The 20,563-nt window shown below is 54.8% G+C and carries 17 protein-coding genes; 8 read left to right on the top strand and 9 right to left on the bottom strand.

Going from position 1 to position 20,563, the window contains the following annotated elements; all coding sequences use genetic code 11:
* Positions 1–2 precede the first annotated feature (2 nt).
* Together pgeF and D7D48_RS01975 are read left to right on the top strand one after the other, a co-directional pair.
* Positions 3–767 carry a peptidoglycan editing factor PgeF gene (gene pgeF, locus D7D48_RS01980; protein WP_125229702.1) on the top strand — a complete coding sequence of 255 codons (765 nt, stop codon included), beginning with the start codon at positions 3–5 and terminating at the stop codon, positions 765–767.
* Positions 764–2,167, top strand: a complete 1,404-nt coding sequence (locus D7D48_RS01975; protein WP_125229701.1) for an SLC13 family permease — start codon at positions 764–766, stop codon at positions 2,165–2,167. Before pgeF ends, D7D48_RS01975 begins: the two co-directional genes overlap by 4 nt.
* Positions 2,168–2,169: 2 nt before the next feature.
* Here D7D48_RS01975 and D7D48_RS01970 read toward each other — a convergent pair whose 3' ends face one another.
* Complete coding sequence (locus D7D48_RS01970) at positions 2,170–2,868, bottom strand: HAD family hydrolase (RefSeq protein WP_245964302.1); 699 nt, start codon at positions 2,866–2,868, stop codon at positions 2,170–2,172.
* Positions 2,869–2,946: 78 nt separating this feature from the next.
* On the opposite strand from D7D48_RS01970, the gene D7D48_RS01965 reads away from it, so the two are divergent.
* From D7D48_RS01965 to D7D48_RS01950, 4 genes are read left to right on the top strand one after another with little or no spacing between them, the layout of a single operon-like run.
* Positions 2,947–4,056 carry an ABC transporter permease gene (locus tag D7D48_RS01965; protein ID WP_125229700.1) on the top strand — a complete coding sequence of 370 codons (1,110 nt, stop codon included), beginning with the start codon at positions 2,947–2,949 and terminating at the stop codon, positions 4,054–4,056.
* Between the two features lie 3 nt (positions 4,057–4,059).
* Positions 4,060–4,881, top strand: coding sequence for an ABC transporter ATP-binding protein (locus D7D48_RS01960; RefSeq protein WP_125229699.1), 822 nt, complete (start codon positions 4,060–4,062; stop codon positions 4,879–4,881).
* Between the two features lie 9 nt (positions 4,882–4,890).
* The gene (locus D7D48_RS01955) at positions 4,891–5,871 is read left to right on the top strand and encodes an MlaD family protein (protein WP_125229698.1); all 981 of its coding nucleotides are present in this window, start codon (positions 4,891–4,893) and stop codon (positions 5,869–5,871) included.
* The gene (locus D7D48_RS01950; protein ID WP_125229697.1) at positions 5,868–6,464 is read left to right on the top strand and encodes an ABC-type transport auxiliary lipoprotein family protein; all 597 of its coding nucleotides are present in this window, start codon (positions 5,868–5,870) and stop codon (positions 6,462–6,464) included. The genes D7D48_RS01955 and D7D48_RS01950 overlap by 4 nt, the downstream gene beginning before the upstream one ends.
* On the opposite strand, the gene D7D48_RS01945 is transcribed toward D7D48_RS01950, so the two are convergent.
* Positions 6,461–7,519 (bottom strand): class I SAM-dependent methyltransferase, encoded by a 1,059-nt coding sequence (locus tag D7D48_RS01945; protein ID WP_245964301.1) that lies wholly within the window; start codon positions 7,517–7,519, stop codon positions 6,461–6,463. The two genes, D7D48_RS01950 and D7D48_RS01945, sit on opposite strands and share 4 nt — an antisense overlap.
* A gap of 2 nt (positions 7,520–7,521) precedes the next feature.
* Positions 7,522–8,364 (bottom strand): prolipoprotein diacylglyceryl transferase, encoded by an 843-nt coding sequence (gene lgt / locus D7D48_RS01940; RefSeq protein ID WP_125229695.1) that lies wholly within the window; start codon positions 8,362–8,364, stop codon positions 7,522–7,524.
* A gap of 75 nt (positions 8,365–8,439) precedes the next feature.
* On the opposite strand from lgt, the gene D7D48_RS01935 reads away from it, so the two are divergent.
* Together D7D48_RS01935 and D7D48_RS01930 are read left to right on the top strand one after the other, a co-directional pair.
* On the top strand, positions 8,440–10,137 hold the full coding sequence (locus D7D48_RS01935; RefSeq protein WP_125229694.1) for a class I adenylate-forming enzyme family protein: 1,698 nt from the start codon (positions 8,440–8,442) through the stop codon (positions 10,135–10,137).
* 37 nt (positions 10,138–10,174) lie between these two features.
* Positions 10,175–12,934, top strand: a complete 2,760-nt coding sequence (locus D7D48_RS01930; RefSeq protein WP_125229693.1) for a [protein-PII] uridylyltransferase — start codon at positions 10,175–10,177, stop codon at positions 12,932–12,934.
* Positions 12,935–13,034: 100 nt separating this feature from the next.
* On the opposite strand, the gene D7D48_RS01925 is transcribed toward D7D48_RS01930, so the two are convergent.
* From D7D48_RS01925 to D7D48_RS01900, 6 genes are all read right to left on the bottom strand, one after another.
* Positions 13,035–14,159: an OmpA family protein gene (locus D7D48_RS01925; RefSeq protein ID WP_125229692.1), complete on the bottom strand. Its 1,125-nt coding sequence runs from the start codon at positions 14,157–14,159 to the stop codon at positions 13,035–13,037.
* Between the two features lie 160 nt (positions 14,160–14,319).
* The gene (locus D7D48_RS01920) at positions 14,320–14,769 is read right to left on the bottom strand and encodes a DUF2793 domain-containing protein (RefSeq protein WP_125229691.1); all 450 of its coding nucleotides are present in this window, start codon (positions 14,767–14,769) and stop codon (positions 14,320–14,322) included.
* 39 nt (positions 14,770–14,808) lie between these two features.
* Positions 14,809–16,989 carry a phage tail protein gene (locus D7D48_RS01915; protein WP_185739753.1) on the bottom strand — a complete coding sequence of 727 codons (2,181 nt, stop codon included), beginning with the start codon at positions 16,987–16,989 and terminating at the stop codon, positions 14,809–14,811.
* Position 16,990: 1 nt separating this feature from the next.
* Positions 16,991–17,365 carry a peptidoglycan endopeptidase gene (locus D7D48_RS01910; RefSeq protein WP_125230836.1) on the bottom strand — a complete coding sequence of 125 codons (375 nt, stop codon included), beginning with the start codon at positions 17,363–17,365 and terminating at the stop codon, positions 16,991–16,993.
* Between the two features lie 49 nt (positions 17,366–17,414).
* Entirely contained in the window at positions 17,415–18,236 is an 822-nt protein-coding gene (locus D7D48_RS01905; RefSeq protein ID WP_125229689.1) for a DUF2163 domain-containing protein, read from the bottom strand.
* Positions 18,236–20,560, bottom strand: a complete 2,325-nt coding sequence (locus tag D7D48_RS01900) for a DUF2460 domain-containing protein (RefSeq protein WP_125229688.1) — start codon at positions 20,558–20,560, stop codon at positions 18,236–18,238. The genes D7D48_RS01905 and D7D48_RS01900 overlap by 1 nt, the downstream gene beginning before the upstream one ends.
* Positions 20,561–20,563 lie beyond the last annotated feature (3 nt).

The raw sequence follows: 20,563 nt of genomic DNA, 5'->3' as shown, positions 1-20,563 counted from the left end.
GCATGGCAGTTGAGGTAATCCAATCAGGCGTATTGCGCAAAGTCGCCCATGGTTTTCTGGGACGAAAGGGCGGGGTGTCGACCGGAATCTATGCTGGGCTAAACGTCGGGTTGGGTGCTGAAGATGCGCGGGAATCCGTCATTGCAAATCGGCTACTCGGCGTGCAATCGGTGCTGCCCGGCGCGATGCTTGCCCGCGTCCATCAGTTCCATTCTGCCGATGTTGTGCAGGTCGACAATGCCATTTCGCAAGATGACCCGCCACAGGGCGACGCTATGGTGACCGACCGTCCCAATGTGCTTTTAGGCATAGTGACCGCCGATTGCGTGCCCGTTTTATTTGCAGATACCGATGCAGGCGTCATCGGCGCGGCCCATGCTGGTTGGAAAGGCGCCATCCATGGCGTGCTGGAAAACACCATAAATGCGATGGAGAAACTCGGCGCGCAGGCAGGTCGCATAAGCTGCGCCATTGGCCCCTGCATTGCGCAAAAAAGCTATGAAGTGGACGAAGGATTTTTCCGCAATTTCGTCGAACATACCGCGTCCAACGAACGCTTCTTTGCCGATGGCAAAGCAGGCCATTATCAATTTGATATCGAAGGCTATGTCGCGGCGCGACTGGCGGCGGCGGGTATCAGGACGGTCGAATGTCTGGGCGAAGACACCTATAGCCAGCCGGATCGTTTCTTCAGTTACCGGCGCAGTTGCCATTTGGGCGAACCCGGCTATGGACGCCAACTCTCGCTGATTGGCCTGCACCCATGACGGCAGAAAGGATCGGCTTTTGGGGCGGACTTGCCGTCTTTGCCTCCATGCTTGCGTTGCCTGCCCCTGTGGGGATGGAGACATCTGCCTGGCATGTTGCAGCCCTCACCATCTTGATGGCGACGTGGTGGATGACGCAAGCCTTGCCGTTGACGGTGACCGCATTGCTGCCGTTTCTAGCGCTACCGTTAATGAATATTATGACGGCACCGGATGTGGCGAAGGAATATTATTCGCCTATCCTGTTCCTTATTTTGGGCGGCGCGTTTTTGGCGCTCACGATTGAACGTACGGGCATGCACCGAAGGGTGGCACTGGCGATCCTCGCGCGGTCAGGACATAGCGTCACAGGCCTCATGATTGCATTTATGGGGTCAACTGCCTTGCTCAGCATGGTTATGTCCAACACATCCATCGTGCTCATCATGGTGCCGATTGCGATCGCGGTGCTGGCAGCTGGCGGAACCAAGTCTGGTGAAACCGACGGGCTGGCAGGCGCGCTCATTATGGGAGTTGCCTTTGCGGCGTCGATTGGCGGACTTGGAACGCTTGTCGGATCGCCGACCAACGCGATTGCCGCCGCGCTTGTGGAAAAACAACTGGGCATCCAGATCAACTTTCTAACGTGGATGCTCTATGGCCTGCCCGTTGTGATTGTCGGCGTTCCTTTATGCGCGTTCATCCTGATGCGCGTGCAGAACGTGACCGCGGGTAGTTTTGACGTCGATGCCGCGCGCGCGTCGATTGGTAAGGCACAGCCCATGTCCGTGGCGGAAAAGCGGCTGGTGCCCATATTCATGCTGGTTATCGGCCTATGGATTGGGCAACCTTTGTTGGAACCACTATTGCCCAAGGGTGGGATAACCGACGGCAGCATAGCGATTGCGGGATCTTTGCTGCTGTTCCTGATTCCTGATGGTACGGGGCGTCCATTGCTAACATGGCAGGAGGCAGACAGAGCCCCCTGGGGCGTCATCATGATGTTTGGAGGTGGCTTGGCTTTGGCGGCTGGCATCACCCAGTCCGGGCTCGCGGCGTGGCTTGGTGAGGCACTGGAGCCATTATCTGTGGTGCATCCCGTTATCATCGCGCTGGCGCTGACCGCCTTGGTCATTTTGATTACTGAATTTGCCAGCAATGTCGCGACCGCCAGCGGCGTGCTGCCCGTGGTAGCAGGCCTCGTAGCGGCAACGGGCGCTGACCCATGGTTGATGGCGATGGCGGCATCCATGGCGGCAAGCTGGGGCTTTATGATGCCGTCAGGCACAGGACCAAATGCCATTGCATGGGCCAGCGGGCATATTGCCTTGCCCAAAATGGTGAAGGCCGGATTTTATCTCGACCTTGCGGGCATTCCACTCATCGTAGGGGCGGTTTGGCTCGTGGGTGAACTAGGGTAGGATCAGGTTTCCGCGACGCGCCAGTCGAGGATTGGCCAGCCCTTCGTTTCCGCCAATCGCGCAAGCGGGCCATGCGGGTTGGTGGCGAAAGGTTCGTCGGCATAGCACAGCAACGGCGCGTCGGACACATGATCGGAATAGGCGCGGATATGGCAAGTGGCGCGGTCAAGGCCGTGGCTGTCCATCCAGCCCTTCACAAGCTCCAGCTTTGCCGCGTCATAACAGTTATGCCCGTCAATCCGCGCCAGCACATGGCCGCTGCTGTCGGTCGATAGGTCTGTTGCAATGACGTCATCAAAGCCCAATCTTTTGGCAATCGCTTCGACATATAAGCGATAAGAGGCAGTTGCCATGACATGGCGATAGCCCGCCGCTTTCTCCTCGGCCACGCGCGCCAACAATTGCGGATAGACGTTTTTGCCAACAACCAGATCCGCATGGCTTTCCAGATATTTGGCAAAATGCGCCTTTGGCACGCGTCTGCCAATCAACAGAATTTGCGAAAATTGCTTCAACCGCGACCGGTCCCAAATCTTTAGCGCATATAGCAGCAAACCAATCGGCAAAAATGGTGCAAGCAACAATCGCCACGGTGCCTTGTTAAACGCCATATGCAAAAGAAAACCATTATAGGTAGCGCGCCGCGTCACAGTCTTGTCCATATCATATATGGCCAGCAAGGTCGTTTTGGTTTCGGTCATTATGCCCATAAAGGCATAACTTTACCGACAAAGTCTACAGACTTGTGATAATCCCTATAATAGGCCAATTATAGGGCTATGGCTAACCCTGCCGATTTCACTGTTGAAGATCTGCCCAGCGGGCAAGTTCTCCGGCTGTCCGGTAACTTCGCTATTGCGTCAATTGGTGACGTAGACCGCAGTTTGCGAGAGATTAGCGACGCCGTTTGTGAAATCGACATTTCCGGCGTCACCCATATGGACACCGTGGGTGCTTGGCTCGTCTATCGAACCGCTAAGGAACATAATGCACAAATCACCGGCGGCGCAGTGGACGCAAGCCGCTTGATTGATGCCGTTCGCGGTGTCGATCAGGCTGAAGTCGCCGTCAAACCTCGGAGTTCGTCATTCCATCGCTTTTTGGCGGAAGTCGGCGGCGGTGTTGTCGTTAGCATAACGACTTTTTTGCAATTCCTTGGATTCGTCGGGCAAGTGGTCAAAGCATTTTTCAGCCTGCTAATGAACCCGCGCCGCTTTCGTTGGCACGCCGTTGTGCAGCATTTCGATATGGTCGGTGTCCGCGCATTGGGCATTGTCGGCTTGATGAGCTTCCTCATCGGCATTGTCATTGCGCAGCAAGGCGCAGTGCAGCTGCGCCAATTTGGAGCGGAGGTTTTTACCATCAACCTCATTGGGCGCCTCACGCTGCGTGAACTTGGCATATTGATGACCGCAATCATGGTCGCGGGCCGTTCCGGATCTGCCTTTGCCGCACAAATCGGAACGATGAAGATTACCGAAGAAATTGACGCCATGCGCACCATTGGCGTTGTCCCCGTAGAAGCATTGGTCGTGCCGCGCGTCATTGCCGCTGTGGTGATGATGCCATTGCTGGGTATTTTCGCTTCATTAATGTCCATAATCGGCGGCGGGTTATTGTGCTGGATTGTTCTAGATATCCCGCCCGCTACATTTGTGCAGCGCCTGCGCGAAGTCACGCCCATGACCGATTTCTGGATCGGCATGATCAAAGCCCCGGTCTTTGGCGCAATCATCGCGATGGCCGGCTGTTTCCAGGGGATGCAGGTCAAAGGCAATGCGGAGCAGGTTGGCCTTAAGACCACCGCTGCCGTCGTGCAGGCTATTTTCCTAGTTATCGTCCTCGACGCATTTTTTGCCGTATTCTTTAGCGAAATTGGTTGGGGTTAAGCGATGCACACACCCAACATCATTTCCGTCACTGGCCTGTGCAACAGCTTTGGCGACCAAATCATTCATCAAGACCTCAACATCGAAGTCCGCCGTGGGGAGATATTGGGCGTCGTTGGCGGGTCGGGAACTGGCAAATCGGTGCTCATGCGGTCCATCATCGGCTTGCAAGAACCAGATGCGGGGGAAATCCGCGTCTTTGATGAAGGCATGATTGGCAAGGAAGTTGACGAGGCAACTGACGTCCGGCGGCGCTGGGGCGTTTTGTTTCAGGGCGGTGCATTGTTTTCGACCTTAACGGTCGCGGAAAATGTGCAGGTGCCCTTGCGCGAATTTTACCCTGATTTTAGCAAAGAATTGCTCGAAGAGATCGCACGCTACAAAATCTTCTTAAGCGGCTTGCCGCCAGAAGCTGCGGATAAATATCCATCCGAGCTATCGGGCGGCATGCGCAAGCGCGCGGGTGTGGCGCGGGCATTGGCGATGGATCCGGAATTGTTGTTTCTGGATGAACCAACCGCCGGGCTTGATCCCATAAGCGCTGCCAAATTCGACAGTTTAACGCGCGATTTAAAAGAGACGCTTGGTCTCACAGTTTTTTTGATTACGCATGATCTGGATACGCTCTATTCTATTTGTGACCGCGTGGCCGTTTTGGCCGATCGGAAAGTTATAGCAATTGGTGCGATTGAAGAATTGCTCGCCATCGACCACCCGTGGATCAACGAATATTTCAGCGGTCCACGCGGCCGCGCGGCACGGCGCGGTCACAGCGACCAAGGCGAAACCGCACATGCAAAGACGCAGCAGCTAGGAAGGTCATAAGGCAGTACGATGGAAACCAAATCCAACTATGTGATGGTGGGTGCTGTCACGCTTCTCCTTCTGGCGCTGCTGGCGGCCTTTACCGTTTGGCTGTCGCGGACAAGCGATGGCGACAAGAAAGAATATGACATTTTCTTTCAGCAATCGGTCAATGGCTTGGCCAAAGGCTCAGGCGTGTCCTTTTCGGGTGTTCCGGTCGGCCAGATAGAGAGCATCGAATTATGGGAACCGGATCCGGAGTTTGTTCGTGTGCGCATCAGCATCAAGAGCACCGTGCCCGTGCTTCAGGGAACGACTGCGACGATCAACGGCATCGGTTTCACCGGTGTGTCTGAGATTCAACTGGATGGTGCTGTCAAAGGCGCGCCCGCGCTCGATTGTACGAAGGCGAACCCACAGAGCGCATGTCCAACTGGCGTACCCGTCATTCCCACAAAGCCCGGCGCTTTGGGGGAATTGCTAAACAACGCGCCTTTGCTTTTGGAGCGGTTGTCGACTTTGACCGAACGGCTGACCAACATATTGTCTGACAAAAATCAGCAATCTATCGAACAAATTTTGGACAATGTGGAAAGCCTTTCGGGAACATTGGCAACGCAAGGTCCTGATTTACGTGCGGCCATACAGGAATCACGTATCACCCTACAAAAGGCAGGGTTGGCCGCGGATGAAATCACCAAAATGGCAGGCACGACTAATAAGCTACTCGACAGCGAAGGTCGCCCGATGCTGGATGAATTACGCAAAACATTGCGGTCCGCAAATGGCAGTCTGGCTGCGTTGGAAACGACCTTGAACAACGCGAACCCCGCGATTGAAACGTTAAATACCCAGACCTTGCCCGAAGTAACGCAACTGGCACGCGACTTGAGAGATTTGTCGGTATCGTTAAAGTCGGTGACCGAGAAAGTGGACCAAGGCGGTATCGGCAGCGTCGTTGGCGCCCCCGCCTTACCCGATTATAAACCCGGCAGCAGGAACCAAAAATGATGTTCAGCACAATCTCCGGATCACGCTTATGTGCGTTACCTCTCATCATGGCCCTTGGTGCGTGTGTTAGCTTCGGCGGCAAGGCGCCAGCCTCCATGCTGGTTCTGACGGCTGACAATGTGGTAGCTGCCGGGACAGCCCGAACAGCAGCTGCGGCAGACGCTTTGGTTATCCAGATACCACAAGTACCCCGCAAGCTGGATACCAATCGCGTGCCGGTTCAGATTGACGCCAGCAGTATTGCCTATCTGAAAGACGCATTTTGGGCGGATAAGCCCGCCCGCTTGATGCAGATGTTAGTCGCCGAAACTGTATCGGCAAAGACCGGCAATCTTGTACTCAATGAAGTGGATGCAGGCGGAAAGGCCGTGCGCTATATATCAGGGAGTCTGTTGGAATTTGGGATTGATGCCGAAACGAACGAAGCTGTAGTCACCTATGACGTGGTCAAAATCATCCGCGGCAACGCCACCGAAAAGCGCCGGTTTGAGGCGCGCCGTGCCGTAACCGCGATTGCGCCCGCACCGGCAGGCGCGGCTCTAAATGCCGCCGCGAATGATGTTGCGGGGCAGATCGCCGACTGGGCTGGTTAAAGACCAAAGCCCTGTGGTTGAGGCCAATCTTGGGCATACACTGCCAATACCTTGAACAAGGCCCCCATGGCGTCCGGCGCGACCAGTCGATTGCGCGCGGCGCTGATGTCAGCGGCCCTGCTGGGATTCGAAGCCGCCAAAATTTGCGCACGCTGGTCAATACCAAGACCGGAGAGCCAGGCGCCTTGGTCGTTGGGCCCAGCGACCAAAAGACCATATTTTTTCGCACAATTCGACAATTCAAAAAAGTCGACATGCGCAGTCAGGTCAACTTGGCCCGAATGCGTGAAAGGGTCGGCATATTGGTGGCTCTGAACTGCTTGCACAGTGTCGCCCAACGCAGCCTGTGTGTAACCATAGTCAATGACCAACATCACCCCGCCTTGCTTTGCAAGCCTGACCGAAAGCTGCTGCATAATCGATGACGCATCCGGACAGACTTCGTAAATACTACCTATGGCGGCGGAACGAAATTGTTCGGGGATCAGGTCATCGGTCGCAGTAGCGCCGGACATTGCGGCAAAGCCCGCCTCGTTATTCCGCACAACGACCCGCTCACGCCAGCCGCCTTGTGTTGAAACCATCTGCCGAACCGGCAGTGCGTCAAAAAACTCATTTGCCACGACGAACAATGGCGTATCAGTCGGCAGGCTCTCTAGAGTGTCATGGAACACCGCGCTTGGCACTACCTGCAACTGTTTGGCACGCAATGCGGGGCTGTTTTCAACGAAATGCACCGAAGGCGTCCAACCAAAACGCCGCATTGTGCGTAGCGCGTCGGCCGCCAAAGTCCCACGGCCAGGACCAAGTTCCACATAATGGCAGCGAGCGGGGCGTTGGCGCAGCCATAGATCGCTCAACCAAATACCCACCATCTCGCCAAACATCTGGCTGATTTCAGGCGCAGTGATGAAATCCCCTTCTGCGCCCAGCGGGTCAGCGCGCCCATAATATGCGGTGTTGGCAACACGCATATATTCGGCAACGCTGATCGGTCCTGATGCCTCTATCTGTTGCCTCAGGCGGACAGATACGTCCTCACTGTCAGACAGCACTGTTAGGACTCAGCGCGCTGCCTGCGGGCACTTGCGGTGAATATCAGGAACAGTCCCACCAATATCATCGGCAGGGTGAGCCACTGGCCCATGCTCAAGCCGCTTGTGTCCACCAGCCACTGTAACTGCTGATCCGGTTCCCTGACAAACTCGATGGAAAATCGGGCTGTGCCGTAAATGACTGCGGCCAGACCCGTCAGGAACCCAGGTTTATACCGCGCGGCAGTTTTCCAGAATAATGGCCACAATATCGCCGCCATCAATAGCCCTTCAAGCACCGCTTCATAAATCTGGCTTGGGTGGCGCGGCAAATCCCCGCCATTGGGAAAGACAACGGCCCAAGGCACGTCGGTGACGCGCCCCCAAAGTTCATCATTCACAAAATTCGCCAAGCGCACGAGGAATAGGCCAAAGGGCACAACGCAGGCGACATAATCACAGACCCGCAAGAAAGAGAGCTTATGCTTGCGCGCCAAAAGCCAAATCGAAAAAATGATACCAATCGCGCCGCCATGGAACGACATACCCCCTTCCCACAATTTGAAGACATCTATGGGGTTCTGCAAAATGGAGGGTTGGTAGAATAAAATATACCCAATACGTCCGCCCAAAATGATACCCAAGGTAGCGTAAAGGATTATGTCATCGGCTTGCTCGCGTGACATTGGTGCACCAGGACGGGCAAGCAATTTCAGCAACATCCAATAACCAAGCAAGATGCCGACCAGATATCCAAGCGAATACCAACGGATTTGGAAGAAGCCCAAATCAAGGGCAACAGGACCTACGCCAAGGTCGGTAAATTGAATATAGCTAGCAGCGGTTGAAATAATCTCGAATGACACAATATTTCCTCAGGATCTTTTGACATTCCTATAGAGCCAAATAGAAGTCGCACAAAGAGTTTAGGAGAGAATCATATGCCGTCGCAGTTGGACCTTGCAATCGATGCCACTATTAACCGGCTCATGGCCAATGATGGCCCCTTGGCCGTTACATATGCCGAGAAAAACGGTGTGCAAATGCCGGTTTTCGCGAAAGCGCCAGGGAATATGGCGGACTATTTTGCATTTTTCTGCGCGACCCACGCCGACAAGGAATTTTTGGTCGATGGCGACATCCGCTTAAGTTTCGCAGAAACTTATGGAGCGGCGCGCGCCTTGGCAGGCGGCCTTGTCGAAGGGCACAAGCTGCAAAAGGGCGAGCGTGTGGGCATTGCGGCACGCAATTCCGCCAATTGGATTATTGCTTATATGGCGATTGTGATGGCCGGCGGCGTTGCCACTTTGCTCAATGGCTGGTGGCAAGGCGGGGAGTTGGCCGAAGGCATTCGCATGGTAGGCTGCCGCTTTGTCCTTGCCGATGAACAGCGCGCAGCGCGCATGGCCGGACAAGATCTTGGCGGTTGCGAGCTCCTCATCATCAATCATGATACTCTCCCCTTGGATGGTCTATCCGTTTTGACCGCTAAAGGTGGCGGCGCGGCAACAGCGCTGCCCACATTAGACCCGCTCGATAACGCAACGATTTTATACACCTCGGGCTCGACCGGACAGTCAAAGGGTGCGGTGTCAGACCACCGTGCTGTCGTCCAAGGCGCCATGAGCTATGTGGGCCAAACGCTTGTCTTCTTCGAGCTTATGTCCGCCAGTGGCCAAGCGATGCCGGCGCAGCCTTCGGCGCTCGTCAACGTACCATTGTTCCACGTCACAGCGTCGATACCTTTGGTGCTGCAAAGCTTCGCCATTGGCCGCAAACTCGTGTTGATGCCAAAATGGGATGCCGAAGAGGCGATGCGGATCATTGAAAAAGAACGCATTACCTATTTCGTGGGCGTTCCGTTGATGAGCATCGAACTTGCGACGCACCCGGCGCGCCACAAATATGATTTAACAAGCTGCACTGCATTTGCCGCTGGCGGCGCCCCGCGCCCGGTCGAGCATGTTAAGAAAATCCGTAAGGAAATGAGCTGGGGCTATCCATTATTGGGCTATGGCCTCACCGAAACCAACGGCGTTGGTTGCGGAAACTTCACCGACAATTATCTGGAAAAGCCAACCAGCACTGGTCCTGCCACCAAGCCACTTGTCGAAGTCCAAATGCTGGACGATGACGGCAATGTCTTGCCGCAAGGTGAACGCGGTGAAGTCGGCATTCGGACGATTGCCAATTTCAATGGCTATTGGAATAATGAAGAGGCCACACGCCAAGCCTTCACCGCAGATGGATTTTTCCGGACTGGCGACATCGGTTATCTGGACGAAGACGGCTATTTATTCATCGTTGATCGCAAGAAAGACATCATCATTCGAGGCGGTGAGAATATCAGTTGCCCCGAGGTTGAAGCTGCCGCCTATGAGCATGAATCAATTGCGGAATTGTCGGTATTTGGCATCGCTGATGACAAATATGGAGAGGTACCCGGCATTGTCTATCACACAAAGGATGGCGTCACGCTCACCGAAGATGAGTTGAAAGCGTTTTTGGCCGCGCGTCTTGCACCTTTCAAAATCCCTGTGCATTTCTGGCAAGTTGCCGAACCCCTGCCCCGTCTCGGCACGCAGAAAATTGACAGGGTGACGTTGCGACGCGAATATAATGCCAAAATATCTGGTTAATGCTGACATGATGCCGGATGGCGACTAAGGTCGCCTGATGGCATCAACAGCAGAACGGATATTGAAGCAGCGCGACATTATCGACCGGAGCGCGCTTGCCGAACAGATTGAGGGCATTGTGCGTGAATGCGGGGCTGAGGTGCGCCGTCCACGCGTGGTTGAGATATTGCAAACGGCACTGGCCAACGGTCGGGCTGAGATTCAACGACGCCTAAATGCTGCGCCGTCACAAGGCTATCGCGCGTCGGCGGAGCAAGCATTTCTTGTCGATCAGATTGTGCGGCTGATCTATGATTATGTCACTGTCCATGCATATCCCGCCGCCAACCGTTCCGCATCCGAAAGGATCGCAGTTCTGGCCGTCGGTGGATATGGTCGCGGGGAAATGGCCCCGCATAGCGATGTCGATATTGCCTTTATAACACCGTTTAAGCGCAGCTCATGGACCGAGCAGGTTGTCGAAGCAATCCTCTATTTTCTCTGGGACCTTGGGTTGAAGGTAGGCCAATCGAGCAGGTCACTCGATGAAACCGTAAAGATGGCACAAGAGGATCTCACCATCCGCACCGCTTTGCTTGAAAGCCGATTTGTTTGGGGCGATAGGGGCGTTTACAAAGAGGCTTCGCTGCGTTTTTGGAATGAAGTCGTCGCCAACTCAGCATCTGACTTTGTACGCCTGAAAATGATGGAGCGGGATGGGCGGCACCGGCGCATGGGCGATAGCCGCTATGTCGTCGAGCCCAATATCAAAGATGGTAAGGGCGGGCTTCGTGACCTTCATACCCTCTATTGGATTGGAAAATATATCCACAAAGTGTCCGCCGCGGCGGAACTTGTCGACGTAGGCCTGCTCACAATTGATGAATATAATCGGTTTAGAAAAGCCGAGAATTTCTTGTGGTCCGTGCGCTGCCATATGCACAATATAACTGGGCGCGCGGAAGAGCGCCTGACATTTGATTTGCAACGCGAAGTTGCAGAGCTCATGCAATTTGCCGACCGTCCCGGACGCTCGGCGGTTGAGCGGTTCATGCAGTTTTACTTTTTGAACGCGAAAACAGTTGGCGACGTTACGGGGCTTTTCCTTGCGCATTTGGACGAAGCTATGGCTAAAAAAGGCCGTCGTTTCTTGCCCAGCTTTGGTCGGAAACCGCGAAAGTTAAACGGCTTTCAACTGGATCGCGGACGATTGGCGCTGCCCGATGATGACTTTTTTGCGCAAGACCCTGTGCGTTTGCTTGAAATATTTCATTTGGCAGATGTGCATGAATTGGAAATCCACCCGCTGGCGATGCGCGCTGCGCAAAGGGATGCCCGGCTGATTGACAAAATTGTGCGACGGGACCCAAGAGCGAACGCGTTGTTCCTCGATATATTGACCTCCCCGCGCGACCCGGAAACGGTATTGCGCTGGATGAATGAATCCACGGTTTTTGGACGATTTATTCCTGATTTCCGCCGTGTCGTCGCCCAAATGCAGTTCGACATGTATCACCATTATACGGTCGATGAACATTCGATCCGCGCCATCGGTCTGCTGGCCGATATCAACCGAGGCAAGTTAAAGCAGGATCACCCGCTGTCTACGGTGATGGTGCAGCAGATTGTCAGCAAGCGGGTATTGTTCGTTGCAACATTGCTCCACGATATTGCGAAGGGACGTGGGGGCGACCACAGTGTTTTAGGTGCGGAAATTGCCGAAACCTTATGCCCTCGGCTTGGTCTTTCGCCAGCTGAGACGGAAACCGTCGCTTGGCTCGTCCGTTATCATTTGTTGATGTCTGCCACTGCGTTCAAGCGAGACTTGGCAGATTTCAAGACCATTTTGGATTTTGCCCAAGCCGTCCAATCACCCGAGCGATTAAAGCTGTTATTGGTCTTGACCGTCGTAGACATCCGCGCCGTTGGACCGGGGGTTTGGAACAGTTGGAAACGGCAGCTTTTGTCGGACCTGTTTGAAGCCACCGAAGAAGTGCTGCGTTTGGGACATAAGCAACGCGGGCGGGACGAACGGATAATTTCGAAAAAAGCGAAGCTGGAGACGGCGTTGAAACTGCCTGCCGGTAACTTCGCGACTTTCGCTAAAACGCTTCCCGATGCCTATTGGATTGCCGAGCCCGATGACATTATTGAACGCAACGCCCGCCACCTTCTGTCCAATGCGGGCACTGACCTTGCGATTGATGCGTGCTTCTATCCCGATAGAGGCGCAACGCTCGTCACGGTTTTTGCCGCTGACCATCCAGGGCTATTCTACCGGATAGCGGGCGCCATTCATTTGGCAGGCGGCAATATTATCGATGCGAGAATTCACACCAGTAGCGATGGCATGGCGGTCGACAATTTCCTTATCCAAGACCCTCTGGGCCGTCCTTTTCAGGAGCAAAGCCAGTTAACCCGCCTGAAGCGAAACATTGAAGATGCACTGACCAACCGCGCGCGATTGATGATACAATTGGACGCAAAACCAAAAGCGCTACGCCGCGCCGATGCGTTCAAAATAGCACCATCGGTATTGATCGATAATCAAGCGTCCAATCGGTTTACTGTGATCGAAGTGAATGCGCTGGATCGTCCAGCCTTGCTCAACAATTTAGCGCTCGCGCTGTTTGAATCCAAAGTCACATTACACAGTGCGCATATCGCCACATACGGGGAGCGCGCTGTCGACACATTTTATGTGACGGATTTATTCGGCGGCAAAATTGAAAATAAAAACAAGTTAAAAGGGCTTGAAGCTCGGCTTTTGGAAGCTGCAACTGTACAGGCGCGTGTGAAGGCAAAGGCGGCAGCCTGAAGTCTAGTCGGCACGGTCAACCGCAAGGTCGCGCACGTAGAGCAAAAAAAAGGCCGGTCTTTCGACCAGCCTTTCTTTTAATCTGAAATCAGATTGGGAATTACATTCCTGAACCTGGACCGTAGGTAACTTCCACGCGACGGTTTTGCGGTTCACGCTCACCATCTGCAGTTTGTACCAATGGTGCAGTTTCACCGAATGCTTCGGTAGCAATCGCACCAGCCGATACGCCCTTGGACTCAAGATACGCACGAACGGTACCGTTACGACGCTCTGAGAGACCAACGTTATACTTTGCAGTACCCGATTTATCGGCGTGACCTGCAAGCATGACCTTCGCGCTGCCACAGTTTGCATATTGTGCAACGGCATTATCGAGAACCGAAGCCGCGTCTGGACGCAGGTTCGAATTATCCCAATCGAAAAACACGATATAAGGACCCGTGTTGCAAACCGGCGCAGGTGGCGGCGGTGGTGGTGGTGGTGGAGCTGGTGGAGCCACATAGGGTGGTGGCGGTGGTGGTGGTGCAACTTCAACAGGCGCAGGTTCGCCGCCGAAATTATAGACCAAGCTACCCATTAAGCTGTGCGAACGGAAGCGCGTCTCTACAGCACGACCAAGACGATCAACCAGACCAACCTTGTCCGCGTTAAAGTAACGATACTTCAGACCAACATCCCAGCTGTCGTTCAAAGGCGCGCGTACACCAGCAAGTGTCTGCCATGCGAAACCAGTGTCGGAGTCGTCAAGGAGGGGAGGCGGTGCATAAACAGCTTGTAAATCAACGCGTGCGACACCGACACCAGCGCCAACAAAGCCCTGTATACCGTCATCGTCACCGAAATCCAACAAACCGTTGACCATGAAGCTCAGAGCAGTTGTATTACCACCCACTTTGTAGGAGCCACCTGGGGCCAACGTAGAAGTCGAATTGATTGGGAGTTGTGGTGCTTGGCTTTTGAAGCCCGACACATCGGCATTACGGTACGAGACTTCTGATTCAAGACGGAAACCACCAAAATCATAACCGACAATACCGCCAATATCAAAAGCCTTTTTTGTATCCGTTGAAGCAGCATTAGCTTTCCCGGATATCTTCAGGCTTAGGTCTTCTACTATCATGGCACCGCCATCAACTCCCACATACCACTGGTTGTCGCGGGCCAAAGCCGGTGACGCCAGAGTAGTAGAAGCGAGCGCCAAACTTATGGCTATCTTACGCATCAACTTTCCCCTTATATATATTAGGAACAGAAATTCGAGAACGCGTGTCTACCAATTCTGTTCCGTTGATGCAAGTCGCTATGTCTCTATACTGTTGCCAAAATGTCGCCATTTTTGCAGATTTATCATAATATTTGTCAGGTTTTCTGACGTTTCCGGTTCATGTTGCAAATATGCCTATCAACCGGAAATATTGTAAAATCGCTGCCAGTGCAGCGCGCGCTTCGCTGTCCACTGTAGTGCCTCCGATTGGGCTAGGTATCGCCGGCGCAAGCGTCCATTGGCCCGAAATAAACAGGCTCTGACGCCGTGTGGATTTGTTCCAAATCCGCATCCCTTCATGGGGTTCAACAAAACGCCAACTGCCGCCAACCCAGCATGCAATCTGCCCCGCTTTATTCGCCCATACCCCGGTTGGCGCTCCATGTATGACCCAAGATTTTCCAATATCATTGTCGGTTACGGCAGGTGCAGTCGGCTGGACAGCTTCAACAGCCATATGAAGAAGCGCATCGATCAACACGAGCGCTTCATTATGCGTAATTTCTTTCTGCGCCTGCGACACAGCCAAAAGCGGCAGGCGATGACGTCCTGTTTCTAATGCTGACATAAATCCTCCTTGTAAGATGAATTGCGCCGAGCTTACGCATCAACGCAGATCGAAGGTTAGCGGTCCAGACAGTGCAAAACGTCCTATTTGCTGCACTTTAACGGTGACCAAACTGTTTTGCGGTGTCCCTGAAGCGGCCATTTCGCTTGCCGAAATGCGCAGGCGATTTTCGGTTAGCGTCCATTCGCGTAAGATGCCGTCATCCCAATAAAGCCCAACGCGGTAGCTTTCCTGATCCTCTGCTTGTGCTTGATCAACGCCATCAACCCATCCCAGATCAAGCCGCGAACGACGTTTCCAGTGGAGATCAAAATTCCCGCTGCCATCATTTTGCGCACGGCCATGAACCGGCGGTAGAGGCGTAATCGCCAGTCCCGCCGCAAAAACGGAAGTCGTTACAGGTTCGACATCCCCAAGGCCCTGAACATCCAGCGCTACCCTTTGCCCCATCTGATATAAATTCTCAGATATTATGTGCGCAGAAGATGCATCCATGTGCACAATTTGCGCACCAGCGGCATGCGCAGGGGCATGCATTTCTGACGCGGCGACACCCCGGCTGAGCCGCGAAAGCCGGTAACGCTTGCCCCCTAAAGCGGCGATGCGCCCAACGCGCACAAATTCTCCATCAATCCAGAATATCGGGGCATCGACGGCCAAGGGCGATGCGTCCCGCGTCGTCATATGCATCGCAGCGTGCAGCAATTCGATATCCAAGACGCTGGCCTCATCCAGCAAAAACGGGGAATGCGGTCCTATTGCATTTTGCGTATTGCCCATCACCGCAGGCAGAGCAGTGGTTCCGATGTCGCTCCATTGATTATCGACTGAAAGCGAAATCGCGGCCCGCTTCCAACCCGCTTTTGTGCCCGCTGCAAATAATGCCAAGGCTGGCTTATGCGGATCGCTCCCCGGAGCCAAAGGCATATCAATGGCGATAATCCGCGTCTGACCAATGGGCTGATCCGCGGATGGCACATGCCGCCCCGCTGAGCTAGCCAAGGCGCCCTTTACTATAGCCCGAGGCAGTACCTTTGCCTTGATGTGCGTAGTTCCAAAGCCGACTTCAGCTTCTGAAATTTGCCATTTCTGGTTATCAGATGTCCGGAAATGATCGCCGGGCTGGTAAGAGCGGCCCGATGCTGCGGCGGCCCCGGACCAGAAATGGCGCGCATAGCGAAGATCGCTATCCTTGGCTTCAACGATGGCCTTTGCAGCGGCAGCGCTAAGCACCGCAGGCAATTCCAATCGCATCTCTCCCCGGCCACCTGCGTCATTATGGCTTTGCTGAATACCGGCCTGATAATCCCGCTCCGCATCATAATAACGCAAGGAAACATGGGCAGGAATTTTGGCCGCCGCTGGCAGGACATTCTGGGGTTTTTCCAACACCTGCCCATTTTCTTCAACTGCAATGTCGATGTTATGGAGATAGTCTTGCGGCACGCCTAGGTCGCGCACAACAAGCGTGCTGTCGCAAACGACAAGCTCCAAAGGACATATCTCCAAAAGCGGCGCCAGGGCCTCGCGCACACTCGCGCCGGCAACGGCAAAACCGCCAATGTCGATAGTGCTTTTGCCGACAATTTCGCCCTTCGAAATCTTTGGCAGCAAATCGGATAAAGCCAGTGATCCATCACGTTCGAAAATCTCAAAGGTGAGCGACGGTATGCGGTTGCCAAAATCGGCGAGCGCAAAATCTTCGAAAACAACATACGCAATGCCACGATGCGCAGGGCATTGCCCCTGCGCTTCTGCCGAGGCCAATAACGGATCAAGTTGTTGATTGTCGTGACCGTCATGCACACGCATCTGGGCATCAATTTTAAAGTCGCCTTGTGCACCACGGATCAGGTTACCATCCGCCCATATACGACCAACCCGCGCGATTGGCCGGCTCGATAGGGCGACGGCAAGGCTGACGCGGTAGCTGTAATTCACCGTTGAAGGTCGGCCCTTGCCGCCACCACTTTTCGTGCGCTCTTCGATCAAATCTGTGGACCAGATTACGGTGCCCGCCACCCGCATAACGCCAAATATAGCGGGGATCTGGGTGCCATAGCTTGATGTCTGAACCGCCAGTTCTTTCAGGCGGCTGCCCTGCTGCGCAGGCGGCGCGAATATTTCCGCATCAATCTGCCTGCCAATTGCGCCCCCAATCGCGCCGCCAAGTGGCCCACCAATCGCGGAACCCACGGCGGTCAAAACAAGCGTTGCCATGTCAGTCTCCTTGAAAGCGCCATTGGGCAATTTTGTCATAAGGCATGGGAAGGGGCGTAAGGACGACGCGAGCCAAGCCGATATGGGCATGGACGGCGCCAAATTGCGTCAATACCGCCAAATGGATTTGCCGCGCCCCGGGCCGAAGCAGCATAATGTCGCCAGCGCGCCACGATCCGTCACCTACATTCTGAAATCGTGAGTCCGCAAAAAAGGCCTGCGCGCGCACTTCAAAATCACCGCGCAGGTGATAACCGGTTGGAGCTTCAAAACGATGGCCCGCAGCAAAAAGACAGGCCGCAACCACGCCCACGCAATCCAGCCCAGTTTCGGGCGAACGTCCATGCAGTCGGAACGGTGCACCAACACATGTCATCGCACATTCGGCTATGTGGGTTTGGGGCGCGGTGTACGGCGGCTGTATCCTAATTGCCACCGGGGTAACGGGTAAGGAGGTCGTTTCCGGGCAAATAAGGTTCACCGCGAAAGTTTGCGCCATTGCCAAACCGCCCAGCGCAGGTGGCCATGACCTTGTCACACCCCTCCATCAACGCGATGCAATCGCCCGCTTTTGCGACGTGAAACGGGGCGTTATATAGATGAATTACCCTGCCTATATGGCCTGCTATTTTTGCCGTCGCTCCGCAATTGGGGCCGGAAAGCCAACGCAATGTGCCATAAGCCAAATACCCGTCAGCTATGCCCAAAGGCGCAGTGATCGAAATCTCGTTATCATCGCTGCTGGCTATTATGGCCAAATGCCGGAAACGTGCACTGTTCAGGGCACAGGCCGCGTCGCAAAATTGTGCACGGCAGGACGGTGATGTTTGCGGCGCCACCGCTTTTTCCAACCGCGCTTGCACACCGATAAGCTCGGCCTCGAACGCATCATCGGTGAAGGACACCGCCCCCAATTCTCCAGCGGCCAGTGTGCGCTTGCCGCTTGTTGGGTCGGCCCAGTCAAAAAGGAATATCTCCAGATACGCACCGTCCCAGCGGCCCGCCGCAAGATCATCGGCGCGGATATCATCCGATGTCAGCGCGCCCGACACGTCCAACCCGTCCTTGTCCAGTCCCACGCTTTGCAAAATCGTTGTGGGCTGCATTCCGGGGCTTGCGCGCAATAATAGGCCGTTATGCGCCACATCGGCATCATGCGACGTGAATCCCAAAGTCACCCCATCGGTTCGCTCCAGCCGCCAGCCATAGGCAATGCTGGTCAATGGCCCTTCCATCCACGCGTCCATCACATGGCTTCCCGAATTTCGACCAAGGGAATATGCGGCATATCGCCCGCCCCGAAGGTCGCCCGCGCCATATCCATTTGGTCAGAGGCAAAGCGCACCGGAACGTCAAAACGATAGCCAGCGGTCACAACTGCGTCCGCTGGCGGTGCAATGACAAAGCTAATGATCCCGCCTGCTGCGAGCGACCAGCCCGTGGCTAGCACGCCATTCACTGCAACCTGAACCGAAGCCGCAACCGGACGGGTAATCCGCCGGACTTGGCCGTCGAGGCCGTAGGTTTTCAGCAAGGGAAACAATGTGCGTACTCCGTCGCCCAGCCCAAGGCTTTGGTCCGTCCTATTGGGATTTCCCGTCATCCCGTTTGAGCTATTATCGAACGGATCCGTGAAGCGAAATCCGACTGCCGGCCCCCGTCGCGCACGAAAGAAAGACACCAATTGCCCCAGCTCGGCTTCGGACCTGACGCCCGGACCAACATCATAACTGAGCCGCGCATTGCTCCAACTGCTGTTGCGGCGTTCATGGCCCGACAAGGTGGTAACAATATTGGTTGAAAATGCGGCCGTCATCTCTGCTTCGCGTCCGATTTGCAGCGGAAAAAGCACATCATCAAATTCCTGCACCGCATCCTCCTCTTGCCGAATTTCAAAATAGGTAAAACCATCTCGCGCGACCTGTGGCAGCGCCCAGACATAGGTTTGTGCCGTCTCGCGCGCGCGGCTTTGCGCGGCAGCAAAGGCAATTTCGCTCCATTGCGCTTTGTCTTCGGGCTTAAGGACGAAGCCGGTGAAATAATGTTGCTCGGCAATCGGATAGCCCAAACGCGTCGCCATCAAGGGCACTGCACGCCGCGTAGCCCCATGATTACCCGTGATGACCCAGTCATAATCTTCCAGTTGCAAAACATCGAACGCGGGCTTGGCCCAGCCCAAGGGCACATTCGCGCGCATCGCCTCAGGCGCTTCGGCGTCGAGCACCGTGGGCAAATACACCAATAACAAAGTCTGCGCGCCTGCGCTCCCGGCTTCCGCCCGCGCAGCATCGCAGATCGATGCTGTGGACGCGGCGAGCAATTGTCCGGCCCTATCCAGCATCGCCTTTTGCGCCGCCGTCTTGGGGCCCTTTATGCTCGGGATGCTGACCGATAGCGCGCCAAAGGCTGCTGTCGTCGCCGCATCATAAAGGCACATCCGCCCATCAGGCATGATCCACCACCATGGCTCGCCAATCTGAAACTTCACCGGCAATCCGGCGTCTCTCAATATCGCGACAAAGGCCCGTGCAACGGCCTTCAGGTAGTTCATCGCGCCTGTATGCGCGGGCGACAAAAGCGTCGAGGGCGGCTCCCAACCCGTTAACGCCGGGTCGCCATTGGCCGCACGCTGCTTCCAATCATTCCAGCTATGCGCGTCAAACAATTCATAGCTTAACGAGAATATCAGATCATACCCAAGCGCTTTGGCTTGCGCGGCAAAGCTGCGGTGCCAGGCGATGCAAGGTGCATTTAACGCTCCGCCATTCAAGCTCACATAATGCGCATTGCCCAGCGGCTCTAACCGAAAATAATGGCTCATACCGACATAATGGTTGATCGTCCCGCGATAACCCAAAGCGTGAATTTGCCTGATTAGTCGCGCGGGCGTCTGGTTATAGGCATCATCATAGCCCGTCGCCATTTTCAGGTCATGCTCGGGGAGCATCACATCCCCCGTATCGAGCATGACACCCGCCCCATCACAGCGAATTTCCGACAGTTCAACCCAGCCTTGTGCTGGGGCGCTCAAGCTGTTCGGTTGGCCCGTATAGTTTGGCGGGACGAGCGAAATGAACATGCGGTCAATATCGCCTGCAAACACAGGATCGCTTTCTTGCGGCAATAAAAACCCGCCAGACAGATCGCTAAAATCAAGGACAATCTCGGCGTCCTGCGGCGTGCCAACGGCATAGTTCCACAGCCGCACATACCAGTTTTTGTCCGCGCCATTGGCGTCACGGCCGGATATGGTCAGCGTCGGGCCATTCACGGCATCCAGAGGCATGATGCCTTCAGACCGCCAGCGAAAACTAACGGTCAGTCGGCGGTAATCGCGGTTGGTTTCATAGCTTAGCAAGGGATGATCCCATGCATCGACGCTGTCCCAGATCAGGCCTGCCAGATCATTGCCGCGATAAAACACCGCCTCGGCGCGTAAGGATTCCGGGCCCGTCGTGACGACCGAGGCCATCATCGGGCGGGGGAAGTTCACCGTCCAAAAGCGCGGATCAAAACGCATAACTGGTGATGATTTTTGCTGCCGACGTTTGTCGCATAGCCAATAAGCCATGGT

The organism is Sphingorhabdus wooponensis (genome assembly GCF_003933235.1).
GTDB classification, from domain to species: Bacteria; Pseudomonadota; Alphaproteobacteria; order Sphingomonadales; family Sphingomonadaceae; genus Sphingorhabdus_B; species Sphingorhabdus_B wooponensis.
Note: the sequence above shows the minus strand (reverse complement) of the source record. Positions and strands in the feature narration are given on the sequence as shown.